This is a genomic window from Aureimonas sp. AU4, from assembly GCF_001463765.1.
In the GTDB taxonomy this organism is placed as follows: domain Bacteria; phylum Pseudomonadota; class Alphaproteobacteria; order Rhizobiales; family Rhizobiaceae; genus Aureimonas.
The window spans coordinates 1-21917 of the sequence record NZ_BBWK01000071.1; the positions used below are offsets into that span (position 1 = coordinate 1).

At 70.6% G+C, this 21917-nt stretch carries 26 protein-coding genes; 13 read left to right on the forward strand and 13 right to left on the reverse strand.

Annotated features, from left to right (window positions below; translation table 11 throughout):
- On the forward strand, positions 1–697 hold a 697-nt coding region (locus tag AUL35_RS18430), incomplete at its 5' end, for a tellurite resistance TerB family protein (protein ID WP_062017571.1).
- Here the strand turns inward: AUL35_RS18430 and AUL35_RS18435 are convergent.
- Positions 694–1266, reverse strand: coding sequence for an NUDIX domain-containing protein (locus AUL35_RS18435; protein ID WP_062017654.1), 573 nt, complete (start codon positions 1264–1266; stop codon positions 694–696). The genes AUL35_RS18430 and AUL35_RS18435 overlap by 4 nt on opposite strands.
- A gap of 96 nt (positions 1267–1362) precedes the next feature.
- Between AUL35_RS18435 and AUL35_RS18440 the strand changes: the two genes are divergently transcribed.
- From AUL35_RS18440 to AUL35_RS23085, 3 genes are all read left to right on the forward strand, one after another.
- Positions 1363–1725, forward strand: a complete 363-nt coding sequence (locus AUL35_RS18440; protein WP_062017656.1) for a VOC family protein — start codon at positions 1363–1365, stop codon at positions 1723–1725.
- A 63-nt stretch (positions 1726–1788) separates the two neighbouring features.
- Positions 1789–3012, forward strand: coding sequence for an MFS transporter (locus AUL35_RS18445; protein WP_062017573.1), 1224 nt, complete (start codon positions 1789–1791; stop codon positions 3010–3012).
- A complete protein-coding gene (locus tag AUL35_RS23085) occupies positions 3009–3131 on the forward strand; it encodes a hypothetical protein (protein WP_280137356.1) in 123 nt (40 codons plus the stop codon). Before AUL35_RS18445 ends, AUL35_RS23085 begins: the two co-directional genes overlap by 4 nt.
- A gap of 7 nt (positions 3132–3138) precedes the next feature.
- Here AUL35_RS23085 and AUL35_RS18450 read toward each other — a convergent pair whose 3' ends face one another.
- From AUL35_RS18450 to ccmA, 6 genes are read right to left on the reverse strand one after another with little or no spacing between them, the layout of a single operon-like run.
- Complete coding sequence (locus tag AUL35_RS18450; protein ID WP_062017575.1) at positions 3139–3747, reverse strand: DsbE family thiol:disulfide interchange protein; 609 nt, start codon at positions 3745–3747, stop codon at positions 3139–3141.
- The gene (gene ccmD / locus AUL35_RS21715) at positions 3744–3890 is read right to left on the reverse strand and encodes a heme exporter protein CcmD (protein WP_082666442.1); all 147 of its coding nucleotides are present in this window, start codon (positions 3888–3890) and stop codon (positions 3744–3746) included. The genes AUL35_RS18450 and ccmD overlap by 4 nt, the downstream gene beginning before the upstream one ends.
- Positions 3887–4642 carry a heme ABC transporter permease gene (locus tag AUL35_RS18455; protein WP_062017577.1) on the reverse strand — a complete coding sequence of 252 codons (756 nt, stop codon included), beginning with the start codon at positions 4640–4642 and terminating at the stop codon, positions 3887–3889. Before AUL35_RS18455 ends, ccmD begins: the two co-directional genes overlap by 4 nt.
- Positions 4643–4691: 49 nt before the next feature.
- Complete coding sequence (locus AUL35_RS18460; protein ID WP_062017579.1) at positions 4692–5135, reverse strand: GNAT family N-acetyltransferase; 444 nt, start codon at positions 5133–5135, stop codon at positions 4692–4694.
- Positions 5136–5142: 7 nt separating this feature from the next.
- The gene (gene ccmB, locus AUL35_RS18465) at positions 5143–5802 is read right to left on the reverse strand and encodes a heme exporter protein CcmB (RefSeq protein WP_062017581.1); all 660 of its coding nucleotides are present in this window, start codon (positions 5800–5802) and stop codon (positions 5143–5145) included.
- A complete protein-coding gene (ccmA, locus tag AUL35_RS18470) occupies positions 5802–6449 on the reverse strand; it encodes a heme ABC exporter ATP-binding protein CcmA (RefSeq protein ID WP_244493825.1) in 648 nt (215 codons plus the stop codon). Before ccmA ends, ccmB begins: the two co-directional genes overlap by 1 nt.
- A gap of 355 nt (positions 6450–6804) precedes the next feature.
- On the opposite strand from ccmA, the gene acnA reads away from it, so the two are divergent.
- From acnA to AUL35_RS18485, 3 genes are all read left to right on the forward strand, one after another.
- Positions 6805–9558, forward strand: coding sequence for an aconitate hydratase AcnA (acnA, locus tag AUL35_RS18475; protein WP_062017583.1), 2754 nt, complete (start codon positions 6805–6807; stop codon positions 9556–9558).
- Between the two features lie 171 nt (positions 9559–9729).
- The gene (locus tag AUL35_RS18480; RefSeq protein ID WP_062017585.1) at positions 9730–10506 is read left to right on the forward strand and encodes a DUF1223 domain-containing protein; all 777 of its coding nucleotides are present in this window, start codon (positions 9730–9732) and stop codon (positions 10504–10506) included.
- 156 nt (positions 10507–10662) lie between these two features.
- Positions 10663–10998 carry a DUF2794 domain-containing protein gene (locus AUL35_RS18485; RefSeq protein WP_244493827.1) on the forward strand — a complete coding sequence of 112 codons (336 nt, stop codon included), beginning with the start codon at positions 10663–10665 and terminating at the stop codon, positions 10996–10998.
- Positions 10999–11037: 39 nt separating this feature from the next.
- Here AUL35_RS18485 and AUL35_RS18490 read toward each other — a convergent pair whose 3' ends face one another.
- The 4 genes from AUL35_RS18490 to AUL35_RS18505 form a co-directional block, all read right to left on the reverse strand.
- A complete protein-coding gene (locus AUL35_RS18490; protein ID WP_062017589.1) occupies positions 11038–11595 on the reverse strand; it encodes a GNAT family N-acetyltransferase in 558 nt (185 codons plus the stop codon).
- Between the two features lie 144 nt (positions 11596–11739).
- Entirely contained in the window at positions 11740–12519 is a 780-nt protein-coding gene (locus AUL35_RS18495) for a Bax inhibitor-1/YccA family protein (protein ID WP_062017591.1), read from the reverse strand.
- Between the two features lie 229 nt (positions 12520–12748).
- Positions 12749–15241, reverse strand: coding sequence for an ABC transporter permease (locus AUL35_RS18500; RefSeq protein ID WP_082666454.1), 2493 nt, complete (start codon positions 15239–15241; stop codon positions 12749–12751).
- 62 nt (positions 15242–15303) lie between these two features.
- A complete protein-coding gene (locus AUL35_RS18505; protein ID WP_062017595.1) occupies positions 15304–16008 on the reverse strand; it encodes an ABC transporter ATP-binding protein in 705 nt (234 codons plus the stop codon).
- 74 nt (positions 16009–16082) lie between these two features.
- On the opposite strand from AUL35_RS18505, the gene AUL35_RS18510 reads away from it, so the two are divergent.
- Entirely contained in the window at positions 16083–16721 is a 639-nt protein-coding gene (locus tag AUL35_RS18510; RefSeq protein ID WP_062017597.1) for an arylesterase, read from the forward strand.
- A 9-nt stretch (positions 16722–16730) separates the two neighbouring features.
- Here AUL35_RS18510 and AUL35_RS18515 read toward each other — a convergent pair whose 3' ends face one another.
- On the reverse strand, positions 16731–17339 hold the full coding sequence (locus AUL35_RS18515) for a GNAT family N-acetyltransferase (RefSeq protein WP_062017599.1): 609 nt from the start codon (positions 17337–17339) through the stop codon (positions 16731–16733).
- A 244-nt stretch (positions 17340–17583) separates the two neighbouring features.
- On the opposite strand from AUL35_RS18515, the gene thpR reads away from it, so the two are divergent.
- From thpR to AUL35_RS18540, 5 genes are all read left to right on the forward strand, one after another.
- On the forward strand, positions 17584–18168 hold the full coding sequence (gene thpR, locus AUL35_RS18520; RefSeq protein WP_062017600.1) for an RNA 2',3'-cyclic phosphodiesterase: 585 nt from the start codon (positions 17584–17586) through the stop codon (positions 18166–18168).
- A gap of 130 nt (positions 18169–18298) precedes the next feature.
- The gene (locus tag AUL35_RS18525; protein WP_062017660.1) at positions 18299–18691 is read left to right on the forward strand and encodes a YkvA family protein; all 393 of its coding nucleotides are present in this window, start codon (positions 18299–18301) and stop codon (positions 18689–18691) included.
- Positions 18692–19030: 339 nt separating this feature from the next.
- Positions 19031–19519: an invasion associated locus B family protein gene (locus AUL35_RS18530; protein WP_374754503.1), complete on the forward strand. Its 489-nt coding sequence runs from the start codon at positions 19031–19033 to the stop codon at positions 19517–19519.
- Positions 19520–19691: 172 nt separating this feature from the next.
- Entirely contained in the window at positions 19692–20903 is a 1212-nt protein-coding gene (gene rlmN / locus AUL35_RS18535; RefSeq protein ID WP_062017602.1) for a 23S rRNA (adenine(2503)-C(2))-methyltransferase RlmN, read from the forward strand.
- A gap of 46 nt (positions 20904–20949) precedes the next feature.
- Positions 20950–21387, forward strand: coding sequence for a hypothetical protein (locus AUL35_RS18540; RefSeq protein WP_062017603.1), 438 nt, complete (start codon positions 20950–20952; stop codon positions 21385–21387).
- 43 nt (positions 21388–21430) lie between these two features.
- On the opposite strand, the gene AUL35_RS23090 is transcribed toward AUL35_RS18540, so the two are convergent.
- Complete coding sequence (locus tag AUL35_RS23090) at positions 21431–21871, reverse strand: DUF1236 domain-containing protein (protein ID WP_062017605.1); 441 nt, start codon at positions 21869–21871, stop codon at positions 21431–21433.
- Between the last annotated feature and the right edge of the window lie 46 nt (positions 21872–21917).

Below are 21917 nucleotides of genomic sequence, written 5' to 3' on the forward strand. Positions count from 1 at the left end.
CGGCGGGCTCGTCGGCCAGGTTCTCGGCGGCGCCGGCTCGCGTCCGGGCGGTGGCGGCGGCGGTCTCGCGGGCCGGGCGATCGGCGGCGCGCTCGCCGGCGGCCTCGCCTCGCAACTCCTGAAGGGCAAGGCGACGAAGGGCCTCGGCGGCTCGGCCCTGAAGCTCGGCGGCCTCGCGCTGGTGGCGGGCCTCGGCTATAAGGCGTGGACCAACTATCAGGCCCAGCAGGGGGCCGCCCGCGCCGGGCAGGGCGGCGCCGCGCCCCTGCCCCGCCCCGTTGGCCCGGCCAGCATTCCTTCCGCCGCAGCCACCCCCTTCCAGCCCTTGGCCGAGGAGGCCGAGGAGCGGGCCCGCCTCCTCCTGTCGGCCATGATCGCGGCGGCCAAGGCCGACGGCTACATCGACCGCGACGAGGAAGCGGCGATCTTCGGGCGCATCGACGACCTCGACCTCGAGCCGGAAGAGAAGGGCGCGCTGATGGACGAGCTTCGCCGCCCGCTCTCGATCGACGAGTTGGTGCGCCGCACGCCGAGCCACGAGGTCGCCGTCGAGGTCTACACGGCCTCGGTGATCGCGATCGATCCCGACCATCCGGCCGAGCGCGCCTATCTCGACATGCTCGCCGCGCGCCTCGACCTCGACCCCGCGCTGGTCGCCGAGATCCGCCGCACGACCGACGACGCGCGCGGGCGCTAGAAGTCGCCGACCGGCAGGGGGCGGCCGTCCGGCATGTGCGTGCCGGCCTCGCCCGCCGGGTTGCCGAAGGGCACGGGGCTGGCGCCGGCCGCCGCCTCGCGCTCGTGGTGGAGCGCCCAGTGGACCGAAGGAAAGGCGAGCTCGTCCCAGGGAATGTCGTCCCAGCGGAACAGGCGCAGCTCCAGGCTTTCCGGGCCCGCCTCGAGGGCCCGGTCCTCCAGCGTGGCGCGGAAGATGAGCTGCACCTGGCTGATGCGCGGCACCGAATAGACCGCGAGCAGGCGCTCGATCGCGATGCGGGCGCCGGCCTCCTCGCGCGCCTCGCGGCTCGCGCCCTCCTCCGGCGTCTCGTTCAGCTCCATGTAGCCCGCCGGAATCGTCCAGAAGCCCCGGCGCGGCTCGATCGCGCGCCGGCACAGGAGCACCTCGTCGCCCGCGCGCACCACCGAGCCGACCACGATCTTCGGGTTCTCGTAGGCGACGAAGCGGCAATGGTCGCAGACCCGGCGGGGCAGGCCGTCGCCCTCGGGCACGCGGACGGAGAAGGACGGCGGGAGGGTATCGCTCATGGTGCGGTGAGATGGGCGGCGAACGGGCGGCGGCGAGTCCCCGTGCGGCAAGCCGTCCGCCATGCGATGATGACCGTCTCGCCGCCGGGAGCCGCCATGCCGATCGAAGCCCTCCACCACGTCCAGCTCGCCATGCCCGCCGGGGAGGAGGCTGCGGCGCGCCGCTTCTACGGCGAGGTCTTGGGCATGAGGGAACAGCCGAAGCCCGAGGCGCTGCGTGGACGCGGCGGCGTCTGGTTCGCGTCCGGCGCGGCAGAGGTGCATCTCGGCGTCGAGCCGGACTTCCGGCCGGCCCGCAAGGCGCATCCGGCGTTGCGCGTATCAAACCTTGCCGCCCTGCGCGCCCGCCTGGAAGCGGCCGGTCACGCGACGCGCGACGACGAACCTCTGCCGGGCTTCCGGCGCTTCTACGCCGACGACCCGTTCGGCAACCGCATCGAATTTCTCGAACCCGCCTGACTCGGCAACCGGGCGGCGAAGCGCTAAGCTCCGCTTCCCGTTCCGCAGCCCGGTCGCACGCCCATGCCCTCGCCGCCCGCCCTGTCGCGTCAAGCCGTCGTCGCGCTCCTGTGCGGCGCGACGATCGTCACGATCGCGATGGGCCTGCGCCAGGGCTTCGGGCTGCTCCTGCGACCGATCGAGGTCGACCTTGGCGTCGGCCGCGAGGCCTTCGGTCTGGCGATCGCCATCCAGAACCTGATGCTGGGCCTGGCCCAACCGTTCGTGGGCGCGGTGGCCGACCGCTGGGGCGCGGGCCGCGTCGCGGCCGTCGGCGGCCTCGTCTATGCCGCGGCGCTCGCCCTCTCGGCGGGCGTCTCGAACGCGCTCAGCCTTCACCTGACGCTCGGCTTCCTTCTGGGTCTCGCCATGACCGGCGTCACCTTCGTCGTGGTGCTGGGCGCAGTCGGTCGGCTCGTACCGCCGGAGCGGCGCGGCATGGCTTTCGGCGTCGTGACGGCGGGCGGCTCGTTCGGCCAGTTCCTGCTCGTGCCCGCGACCCAGCTCGGCATCGAGGCGCTGGGCTGGCGCGGCATGCTCCTGGCGGGCGCCGCGCTCGCGGCGTTCATGGTGCCGCTGGCGCTCGGAATCCGCGCCGCACCGCCTGCGTCCGGCATGGGGCGTGCGCTGCCGGCGGGGGCCGGAAGCCTGCGCGAGGGCCTCGCCGAGGCCGCGCGCCATCCGGGCTACTGGCTCCTCAACGCCGGCTTCTTCGTGTGCGGCTTCCACATCGCCTTCGTGTCCACCCACCTGCCCGCCTTCCTCGCAGACCAGGGGCTCGACCCGGCGGTCGGCGCGCGGGCGCTGGCTCTGGTGGGCCTGTTCAACATCATCGGGTCCTACGTCTTCGGCCTTTCGGCCGACCGCCTGCGCAAGCGCAACGTGCTGGCCGCGATCTATCTCGGCCGGGCGGTGGTCTTCGCGGTGTTCCTCGCGCTCCCCTTCACGCCGCTGTCGGCAACGCTGTTCGCCTGTGCGATGGGCTTCCTGTGGCTCGGCACGGTGCCTCTGACGAGCGGCCTCGTCGGGCAGATCTTCGGCGTGCGCCACCTGTCGACCTTGTTCGGCATCGTCTTCATGAGCCACCAGATCGGTGCCTTCTGCGGCGCCTTCGGGGCCGGCCTCGCCTATCGCATGACCGGCTCCTACGACATCGTGTGGGCGATCTCGATCGCGCTCGGCGTGCTGGCCGGTCTCGTCAACCTGCCGATCCCGGACCGGCGCATCGAGCGGGAGGCGACGGCATGACGCGGGGCGACCTCACGACGATCGCGGTTCTGGCGCTGGCGGGCGCCTCGGGACTTGCCCTCTGGAGCCTTGCCGGCGCGCGCATCTGGACCGGCATGGCCTTCGGCTTCTGCCTCTAGGCCTGGATCAGGAAGCGGGAAGGCCGAGGGCCGGCAGCAGGCCGCGCCGCACGGCGTCCGGCGTCATCGGACCCGTCTGCTTCCAGAGGATCGTGCCGTCGGCCCCGACAAGAAAGGTTTCCGGCACGCCGTAGACGCCCCAGTCGATCGTCGAACGCCCCGCCTGATCCGTGCCCACCGCGTCGTAGGGGTTGCCGAGCTCGCCGAGGAATCCGCGCGCGTTGTCGGGGGCGTCCTTGTAGTTCAGGCCCTCGATGCGCAGGCCGAGCGCCCGCAGCCGCGTGTCGCGCGAGAGCGCGAGAAGGAGCGGATGCTCCTCGCGGCAGGGTCCGCACCACGAGGCGAAGACGTTGACGAGGCGCGGGCGCCCGTCGCCGCCGCGGATCGCGAGGCCCGGCACGGCAGCGCCGTCCGCCCTTCGCAGCCCTTCCAGCGGCGGCAGGACGGTCTCGGGCGCGGCGCGACCGATCAGGACGGAGGGAAGCGACTGCGGGTCGTGGCCCGAGCGAAGCTGGTAGAGGAAGAGGCCCGCCAGCGCCGCGAAGACGAGGAGCGGCAGGAGCGCGACCGAGACGCGTCGGCGGCGCGAGGGCGCGCTCTCGCCGGGCGCGGTCATCGCCGCCCCCGCTCGGCATCGAGGCTGGCGAGGCGCCGGCGCGTTCGCAGGGCGTCGACGGCGATCCAGGCGCCGAGCAGGCCGATGGCCAGCGCCGACATGCCGTAGGCCGCGCCCACGAACCAGACGTAGGAGCCGCTCATGCGCCCGTCCCCGCGCGGCGCCGCTCGAGGCTCGCGATGCGGCGGCGGCGCAGCTCGGTGCGCATCGCCGTCAGATGCAGGGCGAAGAACAGCATCGTGAAGCCGGCGGCGCACAGGAAGAGCGGCCACAGGTAGCTCGCGTCCATCGACGGCCCGCCCATGCGCAGGACGCTGGCGGGCTGGTGCAGCGTGTTCCACCAGTCCACCGAGAACTTGATGATCGGGATGACGAGAAAGCCAACCAGCACGAAGACCGCGCTCATGCGGCCCGCCCGCTGCGGCTCCTCGAAGGCGCGCGTCAGCGCGATCAGGCCGAGATACATCAGGAACAGGACGAAAACCGAGGTGAGGCGCGCGTCCCAGACCCACCACGTCCCCCACATCGGCCGTCCCCAGACCGATCCGGTGAAGAGGCACAGGAACGTGAACACGGCGCCGATTGGCGCGGCGGTGCGGATCGCGACCTCGGCGATGGGGTGCCGCCAGACGAGAAGGCCGAGCGCCGAGAGGCTCATCACGGTCCACGTCATCATCGACAGCCAGGCGAACGGCACGTGGACGAAGAGGATGCGGACTGTGATCCCCTGCTGGTAGTCCTCCGGCGCCCGCAGGGCCATCGCAAGACCCGCGAGGAGAAGCGCCGCCGCCGCGCCAAAGGCATAGGGCAGCACGCGCCCGGATATCTCGAGGAAGCGCGTCGGGTTGGCCAGAAGCGCGAAGCGCGAGGGGCGCACGGTGTCGATGCGGCTCATGAGGGTCTGGGGTCCGGGCTCCGGGGCATGCCGCTGGTTTAGAACGGTCCTACGCCTCGCGCAAACCGTCGGCCCGACCCGGAAATCCGTGGACCCACATGGCCATGCCGATCGAGGCCGGCATCACGGGCTCGAAGCCCTCTTTCGCGTAGAGATGGCGCGCGTCGCCGTCGGCGATCAGGCTGACATAGGCGGTATCGGGCGCCGACTCGCGCAGCCAGGCGACGAGATCGGTGAAGATGCGCTTGCCGATGCCGCGACCCTGGTGTTCGGGTTCCACCGCCATGTCGACGATCTGGAAGTGGCAGCCGCCGTCGCCGATGACCCGGCCCATGCCGACCGCGCGCCCTTGGCAGCGCGCGACGACCGCATGGCAGGTGTTGGGCAGGCCGAGCCGCGCCGCCGCCTCGCTTTTCACGCTGAGGCCGCTCACCGCGCGCAGGCGTCGATAATCGTCGATCGAGGGCGTCTCGGCATGGAACGTGTAGGTCATGGCGTTCTCAGTCGTTGGCGGCGCGCAGGGCCGTGCTGGCGGCGATCGGGCCGATCGCGCCGTAGAGGAGCGTCAGCGCGCAGAGGATCAGGAAGGGCGCGCGGAAGGGCGCGACGGCATCCACCGCCCCGAAGGTGGACGACACGCCGAAGATCAGCACCGGCACGCAGAGCGGCAGGGTGAGCACCGAGACGAGGACGCCGCCGCGCGGAAGCGCGCTTGCGACCGCAGCGCCCACCGCCCCGATCAGGACGATCGCGGGCGTGCCGACGAGAAGCGTCAGGGCGCTCGCGAGGAGCGCCGGGGGCTCGACGCCCAGAAGCAGCCCCAGAAGCGGGCTCGCCACCACCAGCGGCAGACAGCTCGCGCACCAGAGCGCGGCGCACTTGGCCAGAACCACCAGCGGCAGCGGCAGGCCGCCCATCAGGTAGAGGTCGAGCGTGCCGTCCTCGCGGTCGGGCTGGAACAGGCGGTCGAGCGACAGGAGCGCGGAGAGGAGCGCGCCGATCCAGAGGATCGCGGGGCCGATGCGCGCGAGGAGCTGAAGATCCGGCCCGACGCCGAACGGGATGGTCGCGACTACGGCGAGAAAGAAGAGGACGCCCGTCACCCCCCCGCCCGAGCCGGTGAGCAGCAGCGCGAGGTCGCGGCGAAACAGGCGGCCCATCACCACTCGCTCCAGCCGTCGGACGACACGGACAAGGGCGTGGGCTCGCTCAGGCGCAGCTCGCGCGCGTCGAGCCCGAGCGGCAGGTGAGTCGCCGCGACGATGATCCCGCCCCCGCCGAGGAAGCAGCGGCAGAGCGCGGAGAGAAGCGCGGCGGCGTCCGCGTCGAGCGCGGCGCTCGGCTCGTCGAGGAGCCATACGGGCCGGGGCGCGACCAGAAGACGCGCGATGGCGACGCGCCGCGCCTGCCCCGCCGAGAGCGCCGCGCAGGGCAGGTCGTGGACGCGCGGCAGGGCGACCGCCTCCAGCGCCTCCGGCGGCGTGAGGCCGCCGGCCGCGCCCCAGAAGGCGAGCTCGGCGAAGACACGGCGTGCCGGCTTCAGGGCGTTGCGGTGGCCGAGATAGTGCGCGGCGCGGCCGACCCGTTCCTCCTCCTCGCCGGACGCGTCGCAAAAGCCCTCGATCCGCGCCGCGCCGGAGACCGGCGGCAGGAGCCCGGCCAGCGTGCGCAGCAGCGTCGACTTGCCCGCCCCGTTCGGTCCCGTGACCGTCAGCGCCTCGCCGGCCGGAAGCCGCAGCGTCACGGCGGGCGCCAGCGCCCTCCCCTCCCGGCCCCAGGTCAGATCGAGAAGCGTGAGCGTCGGCAAGGGTCGGAAACGGCCTCGAGGCTGCGGGGAGACGGCCCGCCCTTGTGCGGACGCCATGGCGCGATGGCAAGGGCGCGCGGCGGAAACCTTGCGGAAAGGCTCGGCGGCAATTTTCGTCAAAGGCGCGCCTGTCGCCCTTTATAGCCGTTACAAACTTGCCTATAAGGCCCTCAACCGCGCCAGCGACCGGCGCGGGCCACATAGCGCCGATCTCACGCGGCCCGCATTCCCGGCGGGGCCCGAGGCGGACGGGCGGAAATGGTCGCACCCGCATCTTCCAACGCACCCGCGCCTCGCGGGCGCGGCGGTCGTTCGCCTTTCGGACATCCAATGGTTCGATAAGGAACGAGACCTCATGGCCCATCCCGATAGCTTCAAGAGCCGCCGGACCCTCACCGTCGAGGGACGCGACTACGTCTATTTCGATCTCAAGGCGGCGGAAGCCAACGGTCTCACGGGCGCCTCGCGCCTGCCCTACTCGCTCAAGGTCATCCTCGAGAACCTTCTGCGCAACGAGGACGACCGCACGGTCAAGGCCGACGACATCCGCGCCATGGCGCGCTGGCTCGACGATCGCGGCTCGGCCGGCCACGAGATCGCCTACCGCCCGGCGCGCGTCCTCATGCAGGACTTCACGGGCGTTCCGGCCGTGGTGGATCTGGCAGCCATGCGCGACGCCACCCAGAGCCTCGGCGCCGACCCCGACAAGATCAACCCGCTCGTGCCGGTCGACCTCGTGATCGACCACTCGGTGATGGTGGACTACTTCGCGCAGCCCGACGCCGCGCAGAAGAACGTCGACGTCGAGTACGACCGCAACGGCGAGCGCTACACCTTCCTGCGCTGGGGCTCGGGCGCCTTCCGCAACTTCCGCGTCGTGCCTCCGGGCACGGGCATCTGCCACCAGGTGAACCTCGAATACCTCGCCCAGACCGTCTGGACGAAGGAAGAGAACGGCGAGACCGTCGCCTATCCCGACACGCTGGTGGGCACCGACTCGCACACGACCATGGTCAACGGCCTGGCGGTTCTCGGTTGGGGCGTCGGTGGCATCGAGGCCGAGGCGGCCATGCTCGGCCAGCCCGTTTCCATGCTGATCCCGGAAGTGATCGGCTTCCGCGTCGACGGCCGCCTGCCCGAGGGCACGACCGCGACCGACCTCGTGCTCACCGTCACGCAGATGCTGCGCAAGAAGGGCGTGGTGGGCAAGTTCGTCGAGTTCTACGGCCCGGGCCTTGCCAACCTGACCCTCGAGGATCAGGCGACGATCGCCAACATGGCGCCGGAATACGGCGCGACCTGCGGCTTCTTCCCGATCGACAAGGATACGCTCGGCTATCTCGACGCCACGGGCCGCGACAAGCATCGCATCGCGCTCGTCGAGGCCTATGCCAAGGCGCAGGGCATGTTCTACGAGGCGGGCGCCGCCGAGCCGGTCTTCACCGACACGCTCTCGCTCGACCTGTCGACCGTCGTTCCCTCGCTCGCCGGCCCCAAGCGCCCGCAGGACCGCGTCGCGCTGACCGAGGCCTCCGTGAAGTTCCGCGAGGCGCTCGTCGAGCTCCAGGGCGGCCGCAAGAAGAGCGAGCTGCCCGATTCGGTCGGCGACTCGCGCTTCATGGACGAGGGCGCGGTGCCCCCGCACAAGACGCCGGAGACCGTGCGCCACAACGTGCAGGGCGCGACGCACGGCATCGCCGACGGCGACGTCGTGATCGCCGCGATCACGTCCTGCACCAACACGTCGAACCCGAATGTCCTGGTGGCGGCCGGCCTCGTGGCCCGCAAGGCCCATGCCCTCGGCCTGAAGGTCAAGCCGTGGGTGAAGACCTCGCTCGCGCCCGGATCCCAGGTGGTGACCGAGTATCTCGAGAAGGCCGGCCTCCAGACCGACCTCGACGCCATGGGCTTCAACCTCGTCGGCTACGGCTGCACGACCTGCATCGGCAATTCCGGTCCGCTGCCGGAGGCGATCTCCGAGGCGATCAACCAGAACGACCTCGTCGCCGTGTCGGTGCTCTCGGGCAACCGCAACTTCGAGGGCCGCGTGAATCCCGACGTGCGGGCGAACTACCTCGCCTCGCCGCCGCTGGTCGTCGCCTACGCCATCGCCGGCTCGATGTTCGTCGACATCACGAAGGACCCGCTCGGTCAGGACCAGAACGGTCGCGACATCTTCCTCAAGGACATCTGGCCGACCACGCAGGAGATCGCCGAGATCGTCCGCAGGACGGTGACGCGCGACCTTTTCGAGACCCGCTATTCCGACGTCTTCAAGGGCGACCGGCACTGGCAGCAGATCGAGGTCTCGGGCGGCCAGACCTACCAGTGGGACGACCGCTCCACCTACGTGCAGAACCCGCCCTACTTCACGGGCATGACGATGACGCCCAAGCCCGTCACCGACATCCACAACGCGCGCATCCTGTCGCTCTTCCTCGACTCGATCACCACCGACCACATCTCGCCGGCCGGCTCGATCAAGAAGAACGGCCCGGCGGGCGACTACCTCGTCTCGCACCAGGTGCGTCCCGTGGACTTCAACAGCTACGGCGCGCGTCGCGGCAACCACGAGGTCATGATGCGCGGCACCTTCGCCAACATCCGCATCAAGAACCAGATGGTGCCGGGCATCGAGGGTGGCATCACCAAGCACTTCCCCGACGGGGAGCAGATGCCGATCTACGACGCGGCGATGCGCTACCAGGACGAGGGCGTGCCGACCGTCGTCTTCGCGGGCAAGGAGTACGGTACCGGCTCCTCGCGCGACTGGGCGGCCAAGGGCACCGTGCTCCTCGGCGTTCGCGCCGTGATCGCGCAGAGCTTCGAGCGCATCCACCGCTCGAATCTCGTCGGCATGGGCGTCGTGCCCTTCGTCTTCCAGGAAGGCACGAGCTGGCAGTCGCTGGAGCTCAAGGGCGACGAGACCGTCACGATCGAGGGTCTGGCCGACGTCAAGCCGCGCCAGACGGTGAACGTGCGCATCACGCGGGCCAACGGCGAGGTGCTGGACGTTCCGCTTCTGTGCCGTATCGATACGCTGGACGAACTGGAATACTTCCGCGCCGGCGGCATCCTGCCCTACGTCCTGCGCCAGCTCGCCGCCTGAGGCGAGCCGTCCAGGACCAACATGCGAACGCCGCCCTTCGGGGCGGCGTTCGTCGTTTCGAGAGACCTCATCACCCTCCGGTCACCCACGATTGACCGGGCCGCACGGTGAGTGAGTGCCAAGCCTGCCATATGTTGGCCGGGTCATCGATTCCGTCGAAGCGACCCGCCCATGTTCCCCTCGCCCCTTCAATTCCTCGCCCTCGTCCTCGCGGCGGCCTTTTGCGGGCCGGGCGTCGGCGTTTCGGGCGAGCGCCGCGCCACCAGCGAGACAGTGCGCGGCGTCGTGGAGGTCTTCACCAGCCAGGGCTGCGCCGACTGCGTGCCCGCCGAGGCCGTGATCCGCGACCTACGTCGGGATGCGGACCTCGTGGTGGTCGCCTACCACGTCGACTACTGGGACTATATCGGCTGGCGCGACACGCTGGGCTCGAACCGCAACGGCGAGCGCCAGCGCGACTATGCCCGGCAGCTGAAGAGCGGCTCGCTCGCCACGCCGCAGGCCGTCGTCAACGGAAGCGTGGCGCTGCCGGGCGGCGACGGGCCGGCGTTGCGCAGGGCATTGGAGGCAAACGACCTGCGAACCGCCGCGGCCGATCGTCCGCGCGTCGATCTCGTCACCGACGGCGAAACCCTGACGCTGCGGGCGGAGCCGGGCGCCGCCGCGCCGGCCGGCCGTGCGCCTGTGGTGATGCTCGTCACCTACGCGGCGCAGACCGTGACGCGCGTCGAGGAGGGCGAGAATCGCGGCCGCGAGATGGTGGACAGCCAGGCGGTGCGGGACTGGCGCGTCGTCGGCAGCCTCAAGGACGAGCCGCTCGAGGTTTCGGTTCCGCTCGCCATGCTGTTCGAGGCGAGGCAGGGCGTCGGCTGCGCGGTTCTCGTCCAGAGCGTCGACGAGAAGGACCAGCCATCGACGATCCTCGCGGCAGCCGTGCTCGACTTCTGAGATCGAGGGCGTTGCAACCCGCTTCGCGCCCGACCATTTCCGTGACAGGATGACAGAGCCGTGACGTGAGGTCGCGCGCCTCCCGCAAGGCGCGACCCCGCACGGCGCGAAGAGGGACACGTGCCTGTGACCGATGCGACCGAGAGCTCCGCCGCGCTGATCGACCTTGGCGCCGTGCGGGGAACGGGGCTGCCCGTGGTCAGCTTCAACCGCACCGAACTCGGCGAGATCCTGCGCGTCTACGGGCGCATGGTGGCCGCCGGGGAATGGCGGGACTACGCGATCGACATGCTGAAGGATCGCGCCGTGTTCTCGATCTTCCGGCGATCCTCCGAGATGCCGCTGTTTCGCGTCGAGAAGAACCCGAAGCTGGCACGGCGCCAGGGCGCCTACAGCGTGGTCGCGGCCGGCGGGCTCGTGATGAAGCGCGGGCAGGATCTCTCGCAGGTCCTGCGCGTCTTCGACGGCCGGCTGAAGCTCGTCGAGGACTGACGGGGGCGAGGAAACGGCCTCCGCCTTCCCCCTCGACCGCTAAAGGAGTGTTCCGGGGTAGCGGGTCTCGTCCGGCAGGGTCGACTTGCCGCCGTTCAGCTCGAGCTGCATGAACACCGTGTCGATCCAGCGGCCGAACTTGAAGCCCGACCCCTCGAAGATGCCGATGTGGCGGAAGCCGGCGCGCGCGTGGACGCGGATCGAGGGCTGGTGGTCGGCTCCGCCGATCACCGCGATCATCTGGCGGAAGCCGAGCTCCTGGCTGAGTTCGACGAGGCGCTCCAGAAGCATGCGGCCGAGCCCCTGCCCCTTGGCGGCGGGATCGATGTAGATCGAGTCCTCCACCGACCAGCGATAGGCGGGCCGCGCCCGGAAGGGTCCCGCATAGGCGTAGGCCACGACCTCGCCCGAGGCGTCGCAGGCGACGATGTAGGGGTAGCCCTGCGACGTCAGCGTGCGCCACCGGTTCAGCATCTCGGCCGCGTCGGGCGGCACGATCTCGTAGGTCGCGGTCCCGTGCAGCACGGCGTCGGCGTAGATGCGCTGGAGCGCGGGAGCGTCGTCCTCGCGGGCGTCGCGCAGGGTGAAGGCGGTCATGGGCGGGAACCTCGGGAAGCGATCTCGGGCACGCCGGTGCCCCGTCGCGCGGCTCCCGCTCTAGCCGACCTCGCGCGCACGAAAAAGGGGCGGTCCTTGTCGGACCGCCCCTTCCCGCTGTTTCGTCGTTCCCGTCGTCTCGGCTTAGTTGCGGTTGCCGAAGATCGAGAGGAGGAAGGTGAACATGTTGATGAAGTTCAGGTAGAGCGAGAGCGCGCCCATGATCGCCTTGCGGCCGGCCACCAGCGTATCGTCGCCTTCCCAGTACATCTCCTTGATGCGCTGCGTGTCGTAGGCGGTGAGGCCGGCGAACACGAGGACGCCGATCACCGAGATGGCGAAGCCGAGCGCCGAGCTCTGCAGGAAGATGTTGACCAGCATCGCGATGATGACGCCGAACAGGCCCATCACCAGGAACGAGCCCATGCCCGACAGGTCACGACGCGTCGTGTAGCCGAAGAGCGAGAGCGCGCCGAACGAGGCGGCGGTGATGAAGAAGACCTGAACGATCGATTCTTGCGTGTAGACGAGGAAGATCGTCGACAGCGACAGGCCCACCAGCGCGGCATAGGACCAGAAGGTCGCCTGCGCGGCCGAGGTGCTCATGCGGTGGATGCGGAAGCTCAGGAACATCACCAGCGCGAGAGGCGCCAGCATCAGGACCCACTTCAGCGGCGACACGAAGACCGCGACGCCGAGCTGGGTGAGCATGACGTCACGGTACTGGCCGGCGGCCAGCGAAGGATCGGTCGTGGTGGCGAGGTTGAACAGGCCGTAGGCGGCCACGCCCGTGATCAGCAACCCGATGGCCATCAGGTTGTAGACCTTGAGCATGTAGGACCGCAGGCCCTGGTCGATCGACGCGTCGGTCCGGCTTCCCGCAACGGGAACGCTCCGAAGCCCGGCGTTCCATTTGTCAGCCATGAAAGTACCCTTTCTCGTGTCCCGTCGGGTGTCGCATCCGGCGTCCCGTCTCGCGGGTCCGCCGGTCGAGGCGCCGCTGGCGGGACGCACAGCAAGCCTTAGGCGGAAATATGCGGAGGCTCTCGCACCGCCACAAGCCCAGAACGGCCTCGGCAGGCGCTCCGCACCCCGCTTTCCCAATTAAATTTGCGTTATCGAACCGGTGTTTACCACGTTTCGCACGCGCCTCTCACAACTCGCGGAGCACGGGCGCGGCTCGCTGGCCCAGAACCCGCCATGTGCCCGCCAGCCCGAATCCGACCGTCAGGACCAGCGCCACGAGAAGCGTCGAGACCGCGAGCGGCGCGTCGAAGCTGAAGGGCAGGCGCATGATGCGCGCGACGACGTACCAGGCCGCGAGCGCGCCGGCCGCGATCGCGAAGCCCGCCGTCGCCGTGCCGAGCGCCATGTACTCGGTGACATAGGCGCGGATCAGCGTGGCGCGCGTGGCGCCCAGCGTTTTCAGCACCACCGCGTCGTGGACGCGCGCCCGGTTGCCGGCGGCAAGCGCCCCCGACAGGACGAGGACGGAAGCGACGAGCGCGACGGCCGCCGCCGCGCGGATCGCGAGCGCCAGCTGCGCCACCAGCGCGTTGACCGCATCCAGCGCGTCCTTGACGCGCACGGTGGTGACGGCCGGGAACGTGTTGCTGACGTCGCGCAGGATCGTGCGCTCGGTGTCCGCGTTCGTATCGGGTATGTCGAGCGTGGCGAGCCAGGCGTGCGGGGCGCCCGCGAAGGTGTTGGGCGAGAAGACCATCACGAAGTTGATGGAGAGCGACTCCCATTCCACCACGCGGAAGTTGGCGATGCGCGCCGTGATCTCGCGCCCCAGAACGTTGACCGTGACGGTCTGCCCGACCGTCAGGCCGAGTTCGCGCCCCTCCTGCGCGGCGAACGAGACGAGCGGCTCGCCCGCGTAGTCCGCCGGCCACCACTCGCCCTCGGTCAGCGAGGTGTTCTCGGGCGCGCTCGCGGCATAGGTCACGCCCCGGTCGCCGCGCAGCACCCAGGCGCCCTCGGGCGGCACGTTCACCTGCCCCACCGGCACGCCGTTCAGCTGCGTGATGCGCCCGCGCAGCATGGGCACCGCCTCCAGCGTCGCGCCCGGCGCGAGCTTGGCGATCTCCTGGCGGAACGGGTCGATCTCGTTGTTCTGGATGTCGACGAAGAAGAAGGCGGGCGCACGGGCGGCAAGGCCCGTGCCGATCTCGCGGCGCAGGCCGTTGTCGATGGTGGCGAGCGCCACGAGCAGCGTCAGCCCGAGGCCGAGAGAGAGCACCACGGAGGCGGTGAGCGCGCCGGGGCGGTGGATGTTGCCGATGGCAAGGCGCAGCGGCATCGAGCGCACGCGCGGCAGGCGCCGGGCGATGCGGCGGATGGCTTCGGACACGAGCCGCAGGATCGCGAAGGCGACGGCCGTCGCGACCAGGAACACGCCGGCCACCGTCTTGTCGCTCGCCATGACGAAGGCCAGCCCCGCAATCAGCGCGGCGAGTACCAGCGCCGCGAGCGCATAGGACCAGCGGATGCGCCTGAGGCTCGGCTCCTCGGACGAGCGGAACAGGGCGGTCGCGGCGACGTCGCGCGTGCGCCCGAGCGGCAGGATCGCGAAGCAAAGGGCCGTCAGGTAGCCGAAGGCGGCGGCCAGAAGCAGCGCGCCGGGATAGACGCCGGCCTCGGCCGCCACCGGGATCTGCGCCTCCAGGAATCGCGCGGCGCCGAACGGCGCGATCGCGCCCAGCACCAGCCCCAGCGCGACGCCGACCGTCGACAGGACGAGGATCTGGAAGAGGTAGATCGCCACCACGAAGCGCCCGCCCGCGCCGAGACTCTTGAAGGTCGCGATCACCGTGCGCTTGCCGTCGAGATAGGCCCCGACCGCGTTGGCGATGCCGACGCCTCCGACGATCAGCGCGGTGAGGCCGACCAGCGTCAGGAACTGCGAGAAGCGCTCGATGTTGCGCTGGAGCGAGGGCGCCGCGCGGCTCGCGTCGCGGATGCTCCAGCCGGCCTGCGGGAACTGCCGGTTCGCCTCGGCCTCGACCGTGGCGGGAACCGTCGCGGGATCGGCGAAGCGGAGCTTGTAGTCGTATTCGACGAGCGATCCCGGCTGGACGAGCTGGCTGGCGGCCAGCGCCGGCAGGGAGACCATGAGGCGCGGGGCGAAGTTGAAGCCGTCCGACAGGACGTCGGGCTCGCGTGTGAGGCGCGCGCGCAGCTCGAGCTCGATCGAACCGACCCGCACCGTGGCGCCCGGCTCCACTCCGAGCCGGTCGAAGAACTCGGGCGCGGCGACCGCGCCGAAGCGCCCGTTCCGCTCCGCCAGAAGGTCGCCGAGCGGCTGGCCGCCGTCAGTCTCCACCGTGCCAAAGAGCGGGTAGAGCGGCCCGACCGCCTTGACCTCGGCGAGCGTCTGGTTGGAGCCGTCGGGCAGGCGCGCCATGGAACGGAGCGAGCCGATCGGCGAGACCTCGCCGAAGCGGGCGAGGAAGCCCTGCTCCTCGGCGCTCGCCTCGCGGCCAATGAGGCCAAAGCGCATGTCGCCGCCCAGAATCGTGCGCCCCTCGCGCGTGATGCCATCGGTCATCATGGTCGAGACCGAGTTCACGGCCGCGATCGAGGCGACGCCGAGCGTCAGGCAGAGAAGGAAGATCACGAAGCCGCGCAGCCCGCCGCGCATCTCGCGAAGGGCGAAGCGCCAGGCGAGCCCGAGGTCGCCCGCGCGGCGCGCGCCCACCCCCGTCACGAGGCGAGCTCGCGCTCGGGGGCGGCGGCGGACTTGCGGATCTCGCCCGAGCGCACGGCCACCTCGCGCCCGCAGCGCTTGGCGAGCGCCGGGTCGTGGGTGACGAGAACCAGCGTCATGGCGCGCCGGGCCTGCTCGCGGAACAGGAGGTCGGCGACCTGCCGGCCGGTCTCGCCGTCGAGGTTTCCGGTCGGCTCGTCGGCGATCAGGATGGCCGGTTCTGGCGCCAGCGCGCGGGCCAGCGCCACGCGCTGCTGCTCGCCGCCCGACAGCTCGCCGGGATAGTGGGTGACGCGCTCGCCGAGCCCGACGGCGCGAAGTTCGGCTTCCGCCCGGCCGAAGGCGTCCACATGGCCCGCCAGCTCCAGCGGCACCGCGACGTTCTCCAACGCCGTCATGTTGGGGATGAGGTGGAAGTTCTGGAAGACGATGCCGACATGCCGTCCCCGGAAGGCGGCAAGCTGGTCCTCGCTCAACGGGCCGAGTTCCTGGCCGGCGATCTCCACCAGCCCCTCGTCGGCCCGCTCAAGCCCCGCCAGCACCATGAGAAGCGTCGACTTGCCCGAGCCGGAGGGCCCGACGATGCCGACCGACTCGCCGCGCGCGACGTCGAGGTCGATTCCTTTCAGCACATGCACCGCGCCGCGACCGCGACCCAACGTCAGATGAACGTTTCGTAATCGGATCGCCGGTTCAGCCAAGGGATCGCGCTCCTATATCGGCGAGGGGGCGCCACGGCGTCCCGTCTTTTCGCACTGCAGGATATGGGTGGACGATGCCGCGCTTCCAATCGCTTCTCCTGATCGTGACGCTGTGTCTCGGCCTCGGCCCGGCTGCGGCGCAGGACCGGCCCGAGGTCGTGGCCTTCGGCGACTCGCTCTCGGCCGGCTACGGCGTGGGGCCGGGCGAGTCCTTCCCCGAACAGCTCCAGGCGGCGCTCGAGAAGGCCGGCACGCCCGCGACCGTCGTGAATGCCGGCGTCTCGGGCGACACGACCTCGGGAGGCCTTGCCCGCCTCGACTGGTCGGTGCCCCAGAGCGCCGACGTCGTGATCGTGGAGCTCGGCGCCAACGATGCCCTGCGCGGCGTCTCGCCGGCCGTGACGAGGGGCAACCTCGACCAGATCCTCCAGCGCCTCACCAGCCGGCCGCGCACGCAGGTCATCCTCGCCGGCATGATCGCGCCGCCCAACATGGGCATGGACTACGGCCGGGTGTTCGATCCGATCTACCGGGAGCTGGCGGCCAAATACGACGTGCCGCTCTACCCGTTCTTCCTCGACGGGGTGGCGGCGGTGCCGAACCTCAACCAGGCCGACAAGATGCATCCCAACAGCCAGGGCGTCGCGGTGATCGTCGAGCGCATCCTGCCCGACGTCCAGGCCGCGATCCGGCGGGCCGGCGCGCAGAGCTGACGGCGAACCTCAGCCGAGCGCGGCCTCGCCGACCTGGAGGCCGCCGCGCAGGCGGTCGACGCCGCGCCGGGCGGCGGCGCTTGTCGCCCGCGCCTCGCGCGGAGCCCGGACGGGCGCCGGCGTCAGCGCGAGGCTCGCATGGGCCTCGCCGCCCTCGAAGCGAAGCTCTGCCCCGTTGCGGCGACCGACAGCCAGCATCGCCCGGTTCTCGGCAAGGCACTGGAAGACGAGCCGGCGCACGCCCGCGCGCTCGGCCACGCGCCGCAGGTTCGCGAAGAACGCGCCCCCCAAACCCGCGCCGCGCAACGGCGCCTCCAGACTGAAGGCCGCCTCGGCCCGCTCGCCCGCATCGTCGAGGGTGTGAAGTTCCGCCGCGCCGCGCAGCTCGCCCGCCACGAAGAGGCCGATCACGGTCGCCGAGCCGAGAACGCGCTCCGCGTAGGCCCGGATGAAGTCCTCGTTCACCGCGCCGCCGAAGCGCAGCCGCCGCGAGGCGGCGTCGAGCCGCAGGAGGTGGTCTCCGAAGCGGGCCGCGTCCTTGGGCGCGAGGCGGCGCTGATGGGCCGGCGAGGCGTCGAGGTCGGACGATGCGGAGTGGAAGGAGAGTTCGGCGGACATGACTTCGGGGGCGAGCCTGAATCGGGGAAGCGGGACGCCCTCCCCGCGTCGTCTCCTATGTGGTTGTGCAGCGCACAACAGTCCATGCGTTTCTGTGCATGGGACCCATGCGTCCCCTTGAAGTCGCAGGGTGGTGATGAAAGTCTCCACTCAACACAGGCACACGGCCGCTCGCTCCCGGCGCCGGGCCAGAGCGCACGGCACGGGCGAGACGTCCCCCTTCCATGGGAAAGGACCCGTCTCCATGCCTCGCCTCTTCGCCGCCCTCGAGATTCCGCGCGACGCCGCCCTGTCCATGTCCCTCCTGCGCGGCGGCCTGCCCTCGGCGCGCTGGATCGAGCCCGAGAACTACCACCTGACGCTGCGCTTCTTCGGCGACATCGACGCGCGCACGGCCGACGAGCTGGTGGCCGCGCTCGACCGCGTGCGCCGTCCCGCTTTTCAGCTGACGCTGCGCGGCCTCGACGCCTTCGGGTCGCGCAAGCCGCACGCCATCTATGCCGGCGCCGAGCCGCTGCAGCCCTTGGAACTGCTCGCGGCCGAGATCGACCGCATCGCCAAGCGGCTCGGCCTGCCGGCGGACGCGCGACGCTTCACGCCGCACGTGACGCTGGCGCGGCTGCGCAACCCCAAAAGCGAGGAGGTGGCGCGCTACCTGGCCGCGCGCGGCGACTTCCGCACGCCGCCCTTCGCGGTCGGTCGCTTCGTGCTCTTCTCCTCTCGAGACTCGGTCGGCGGCGGCCCCTACGTGATGGAGGAGGCCTTCTCGCTGGAGGACCGGCCGGCCGCCGCGCCGGAGGCCGCTTTCATGGCCGGCGTTCCGGCCTGACGCATCCGCCTTTGACCACCGGGGAGCCCGCGCCCATATGGGTGCGGGTCGACGGCGAGAAGAAGGAGGCACCGGCATGACGACGGACGGCGAGTTGAGCGCATCCACGGCATCCGAGGCCCGGCCCGCGCTGCGCGAGGGCCTGACGGGCGAGATCCTGCTTCCGGGCGACGAGCACGAGCAGCGGCGCCAGGAGGCGCGCGTCCGGCGCGGCTTCGTGGGAACCCTCAAGCGGGCGCTGCGCCACATCCCCTTCATGGAGGACGTCGTCGCCTCCTACCATTGCGCGCTCGACCCGCGCACGCCGACCGCCTCGCGGGGCATCCTGCTCGCCGCGCTCGCCTATTTCGTTCTGCCCTTCGACGCGATCCCGGACTTTCTCGCCGGCATCGGCTTCGCGGACGACGCCGCCGTCCTGATGGCGGCCTTCACGGCGGTGCGCTCCAACATCCGGCCCGAGCACTACGAGAAGGCGCGCCGGACGCTCGAGGAGAATGTCGGCGAGGAGCCGCGCGCGGTCTGACATCCGCTGGGAGCGCGGTGGACAGCTTCGTTCCCGCCCCGCCCCACTCGCGCCCCATTCCTCCGCTTCCTCGCGCTTGTCCGTCCGGGCAAGGCTGTTGGGTTCTGCGTGGCTCCGCCCCAGGCGACGAGACCGGTGCCGATGCGCCTCGAAACCCGACCGCCCCACGGCCGATTGCATTCGAGACGTCGAATTTCCGATCCGTTTACCCTGGTTTAAGGGCTGTTCGGCCAAGCTTCGGGCGGAATTCCCGCCGCGTTCGCGCCTTGTCGCGCGAGCGGGCACGATCCCGATCGACGCACGAGCTGGAGGAGACGAGCTCCCATGAAACAGGTCCTCATGATGGCGGTTGCGATGCTCGCCCTGTCCGGCGCCTCGGCGGGAGCGGCGCAGACGCCCACCCGCATGAGCCAGTTCAACGACTGGGGCAGCTACTCCTACGACCAGAACGGCGCGAAGGTCTGCTACGTCCTGACGACGCCCAAGACCATGCAGCCCGCCTCGGTGGACCACGGCGACATCTTCTTCCTCGTCTCGCAGAAGCCGGGCGCGCGCTCGTCCTACGAGCCGCAGGTCGTGATGGGCTACCCCTTGCGCGAGGGCTCCAAGGTCGTGGTCGACATCGACGGCAAGAAGTTCAACATGTTTACGCGCGGCGAGAGCGCGTGGATGGAGAACGCCGCCGAGGAGCCGCAGCTCGTCTCCGCCCTCAAGGCGGGCAAGGCGATGAAGGTGGACGCGACCTCGCAGCGCGGCACGGCCACCAACTACACCTATTCGCTGGCAGGCGTGTCGGCGGCGCTGAAATCGATCGCCGCCTGCAAGTAAAGCGCGGCCGCAGAGGCCGAAGGGGGCGTCGGTGGAAACCCACCGGCGCCCTTTTTCATGCGCGGCGCTTGCGATTTCGGGGCTTTGGGCTCATGTGTCAGCGATCCTTGAGCCTTTTCCGACGTTTTCATGCCGCGCGAGCCCTCGCGCCGCCCGCCCGAAGGTCATCCCGATGAGCGCCGCGATCGACCACGCCGCCCTTTCCCCCCGCCCGCCCCTCGCCCCTCAGGCCGGCGCGCGCCGGTCGCTGCTCGGCCTGTCGCGCGAGGCGATGGCCGCGGCGCTGGTCGAGGCGGGCGTGCCGACCGCCCAAGCCAAGATGCGCGTCCAGCAGCTCTGGCACTGGCTCTACGTGCGCGGCGTCAAGGACTTCTCCGAGATGCGCAACGTGTCCAAGGACCTGCGCGCGCTGCTCGCCGAGCATTTCGAGATCGAGCGGCCCGAGATCGTCGAGGAGCAGATCTCGGTGGACGGCACGCGCAAGTGGCTGTTCCGCTTTCCCGCGCGCGGCGCGGGGCGCCCCGTCGAGATCGAGACCGTCTACATCCCCGAGGAAGGGCGCGGCACGCTCTGCGTCTCCTCGCAGGTGGGCTGCACGCTGACCTGCACCTTCTGCCACACCGGCACGCAGCGCCTCGTGCGCAACCTCGAGCCGGGCGAGATCGTCGGACAGCTGTTGACGGCGCGCGAGCGGCTCGGCGACTTCCCGGACGCCGCGACGCCGCAAGGCGCGATCGTGCCCTCGGAGGGGCGCCTCGTGTCGAACGTCGTGATGATGGGCATGGGCGAGCCTCTCTACAACTACGACAACGTCGCCGAGGCGATCGCGGTGATGTCGGACGGCGACGGCCTCGCCCTCTCGAAGCGCCGCATCACGCTGTCCACCTCGGGCGTCGTGCCGATGATCGGGCGCACAGGCGAGGAGATGGGCGTCATGCTCGCCATCTCGCTCCATGCGGTGACCGACGCGCTTCGCGACGTGCTGGTGCCGATCAACAAGAAGTATCCCATCGCCGAGCTGATGGATGCCTGCCGCAACTATCCCGGCCTGTCCAACGCGCGTCGCATCACCTTCGAATACGTGATGCTGAAGGGTGTCAACGACTCGCTCGACGACGCGCGCCAGCTCGTAAAGCTCCTGCGCGGCATTCCGGCCAAGATCAACCTGATCCCGTTCAACCCTTGGCCGGGCAGTTCCTACGAGTGCTCGGACTGGGACCAGATCGAGCGCTTCGCCGACCTCGTGAACCAGGCCGGCTATGCCTCGCCGATCCGCACGCCGCGCGGCCGCGACATCTTCGCGGCCTGCGGCCAGCTAAAGTCGGAATCCGAGCGCATGAAGAAGGGCGACCGACTGGCGCTGGCAGCGGCCGTCGCAGAGTGAAGCGGCGGCTGGCCGAGGAAGGGTCGCGGCCCTACTCTCGCAGCCGATGCGCACCGTCTTCCGCTTTCTGTTCCTGATTCCGCTCGGCTTCGTGGCGGCCTGCTTCGCGGCGGGCTTCGCCCTGCTCTGGCCCTTCCTCGACCTACCACCCGGCTCGCTGGGCGATCCGTTCGTGATCGCGCAGCTGACGGTCGGCTTCATGACGCAATGCGCGCAGGTCGGAACGGCGGCGCTCGTGCCCTGGGGCCTGTTCATGGTCGCGAGCGAGATCGCGGGCTGGCGCTCGCTGCTTCTTCATGCGGGCCTGGGTGCCTTGGGCGGCGTCGTCGCGGGACGAATGACGGCCGGCGCGCCCAGCAGCGTCGAGACCGCGCTGGTGGTCGCGGGCCTTGCCTTCGGCCTCGTCTACTGGCTGGTCGCCGGGCACGGCGCGGGACTGTGGCGCCGCCGCGCGATGTCTCGAAACGAAGCCGCCCCGACCTGACATGGCAGGCCGGGGCGGCAGTCGCGTCGCAGATGCGGCGGGACTATTCCTTGACGATGTAGACGACCTTGCGGTTCGACTTGCTGACGATCACCGGACGGTTGTCGCCCGCGTAGAAGTAGGCGTATTCCGGATCGCTCGGAACCGGGGTCAGCGTGACGGTGTCGGGAACGGTGTAGCCGTCCGCGATGTCGCCCTGGACGACGACCGGCGTCGTTGGGTTCTGGGTGACGTAGGTGCGGACCTCCTCGGGCGCGCTGGCCGCCGCGCCGCCGATCACCGTGCCGGCGACGCCGCCGACGACGGCACCCACCGGACCGCCGACCAGCGCGCCGGCGACGGCGCCCGTGCCCGTGCCCGCCAGCGTGCCGGCGGCCTGCTCGCCCTCGCTCGGCTTCTGCTGCGTCGTGACGACCGTGGTCTGCGCCTGCGCGGCGCCGGCGATGAGGGCGAAGGCGGCCGCGGAAAGAAGCATCTTGCGCATTGTGTGACGTCCGTGTGTCGAAATGTCCCTGTGCCGGCCACAACAT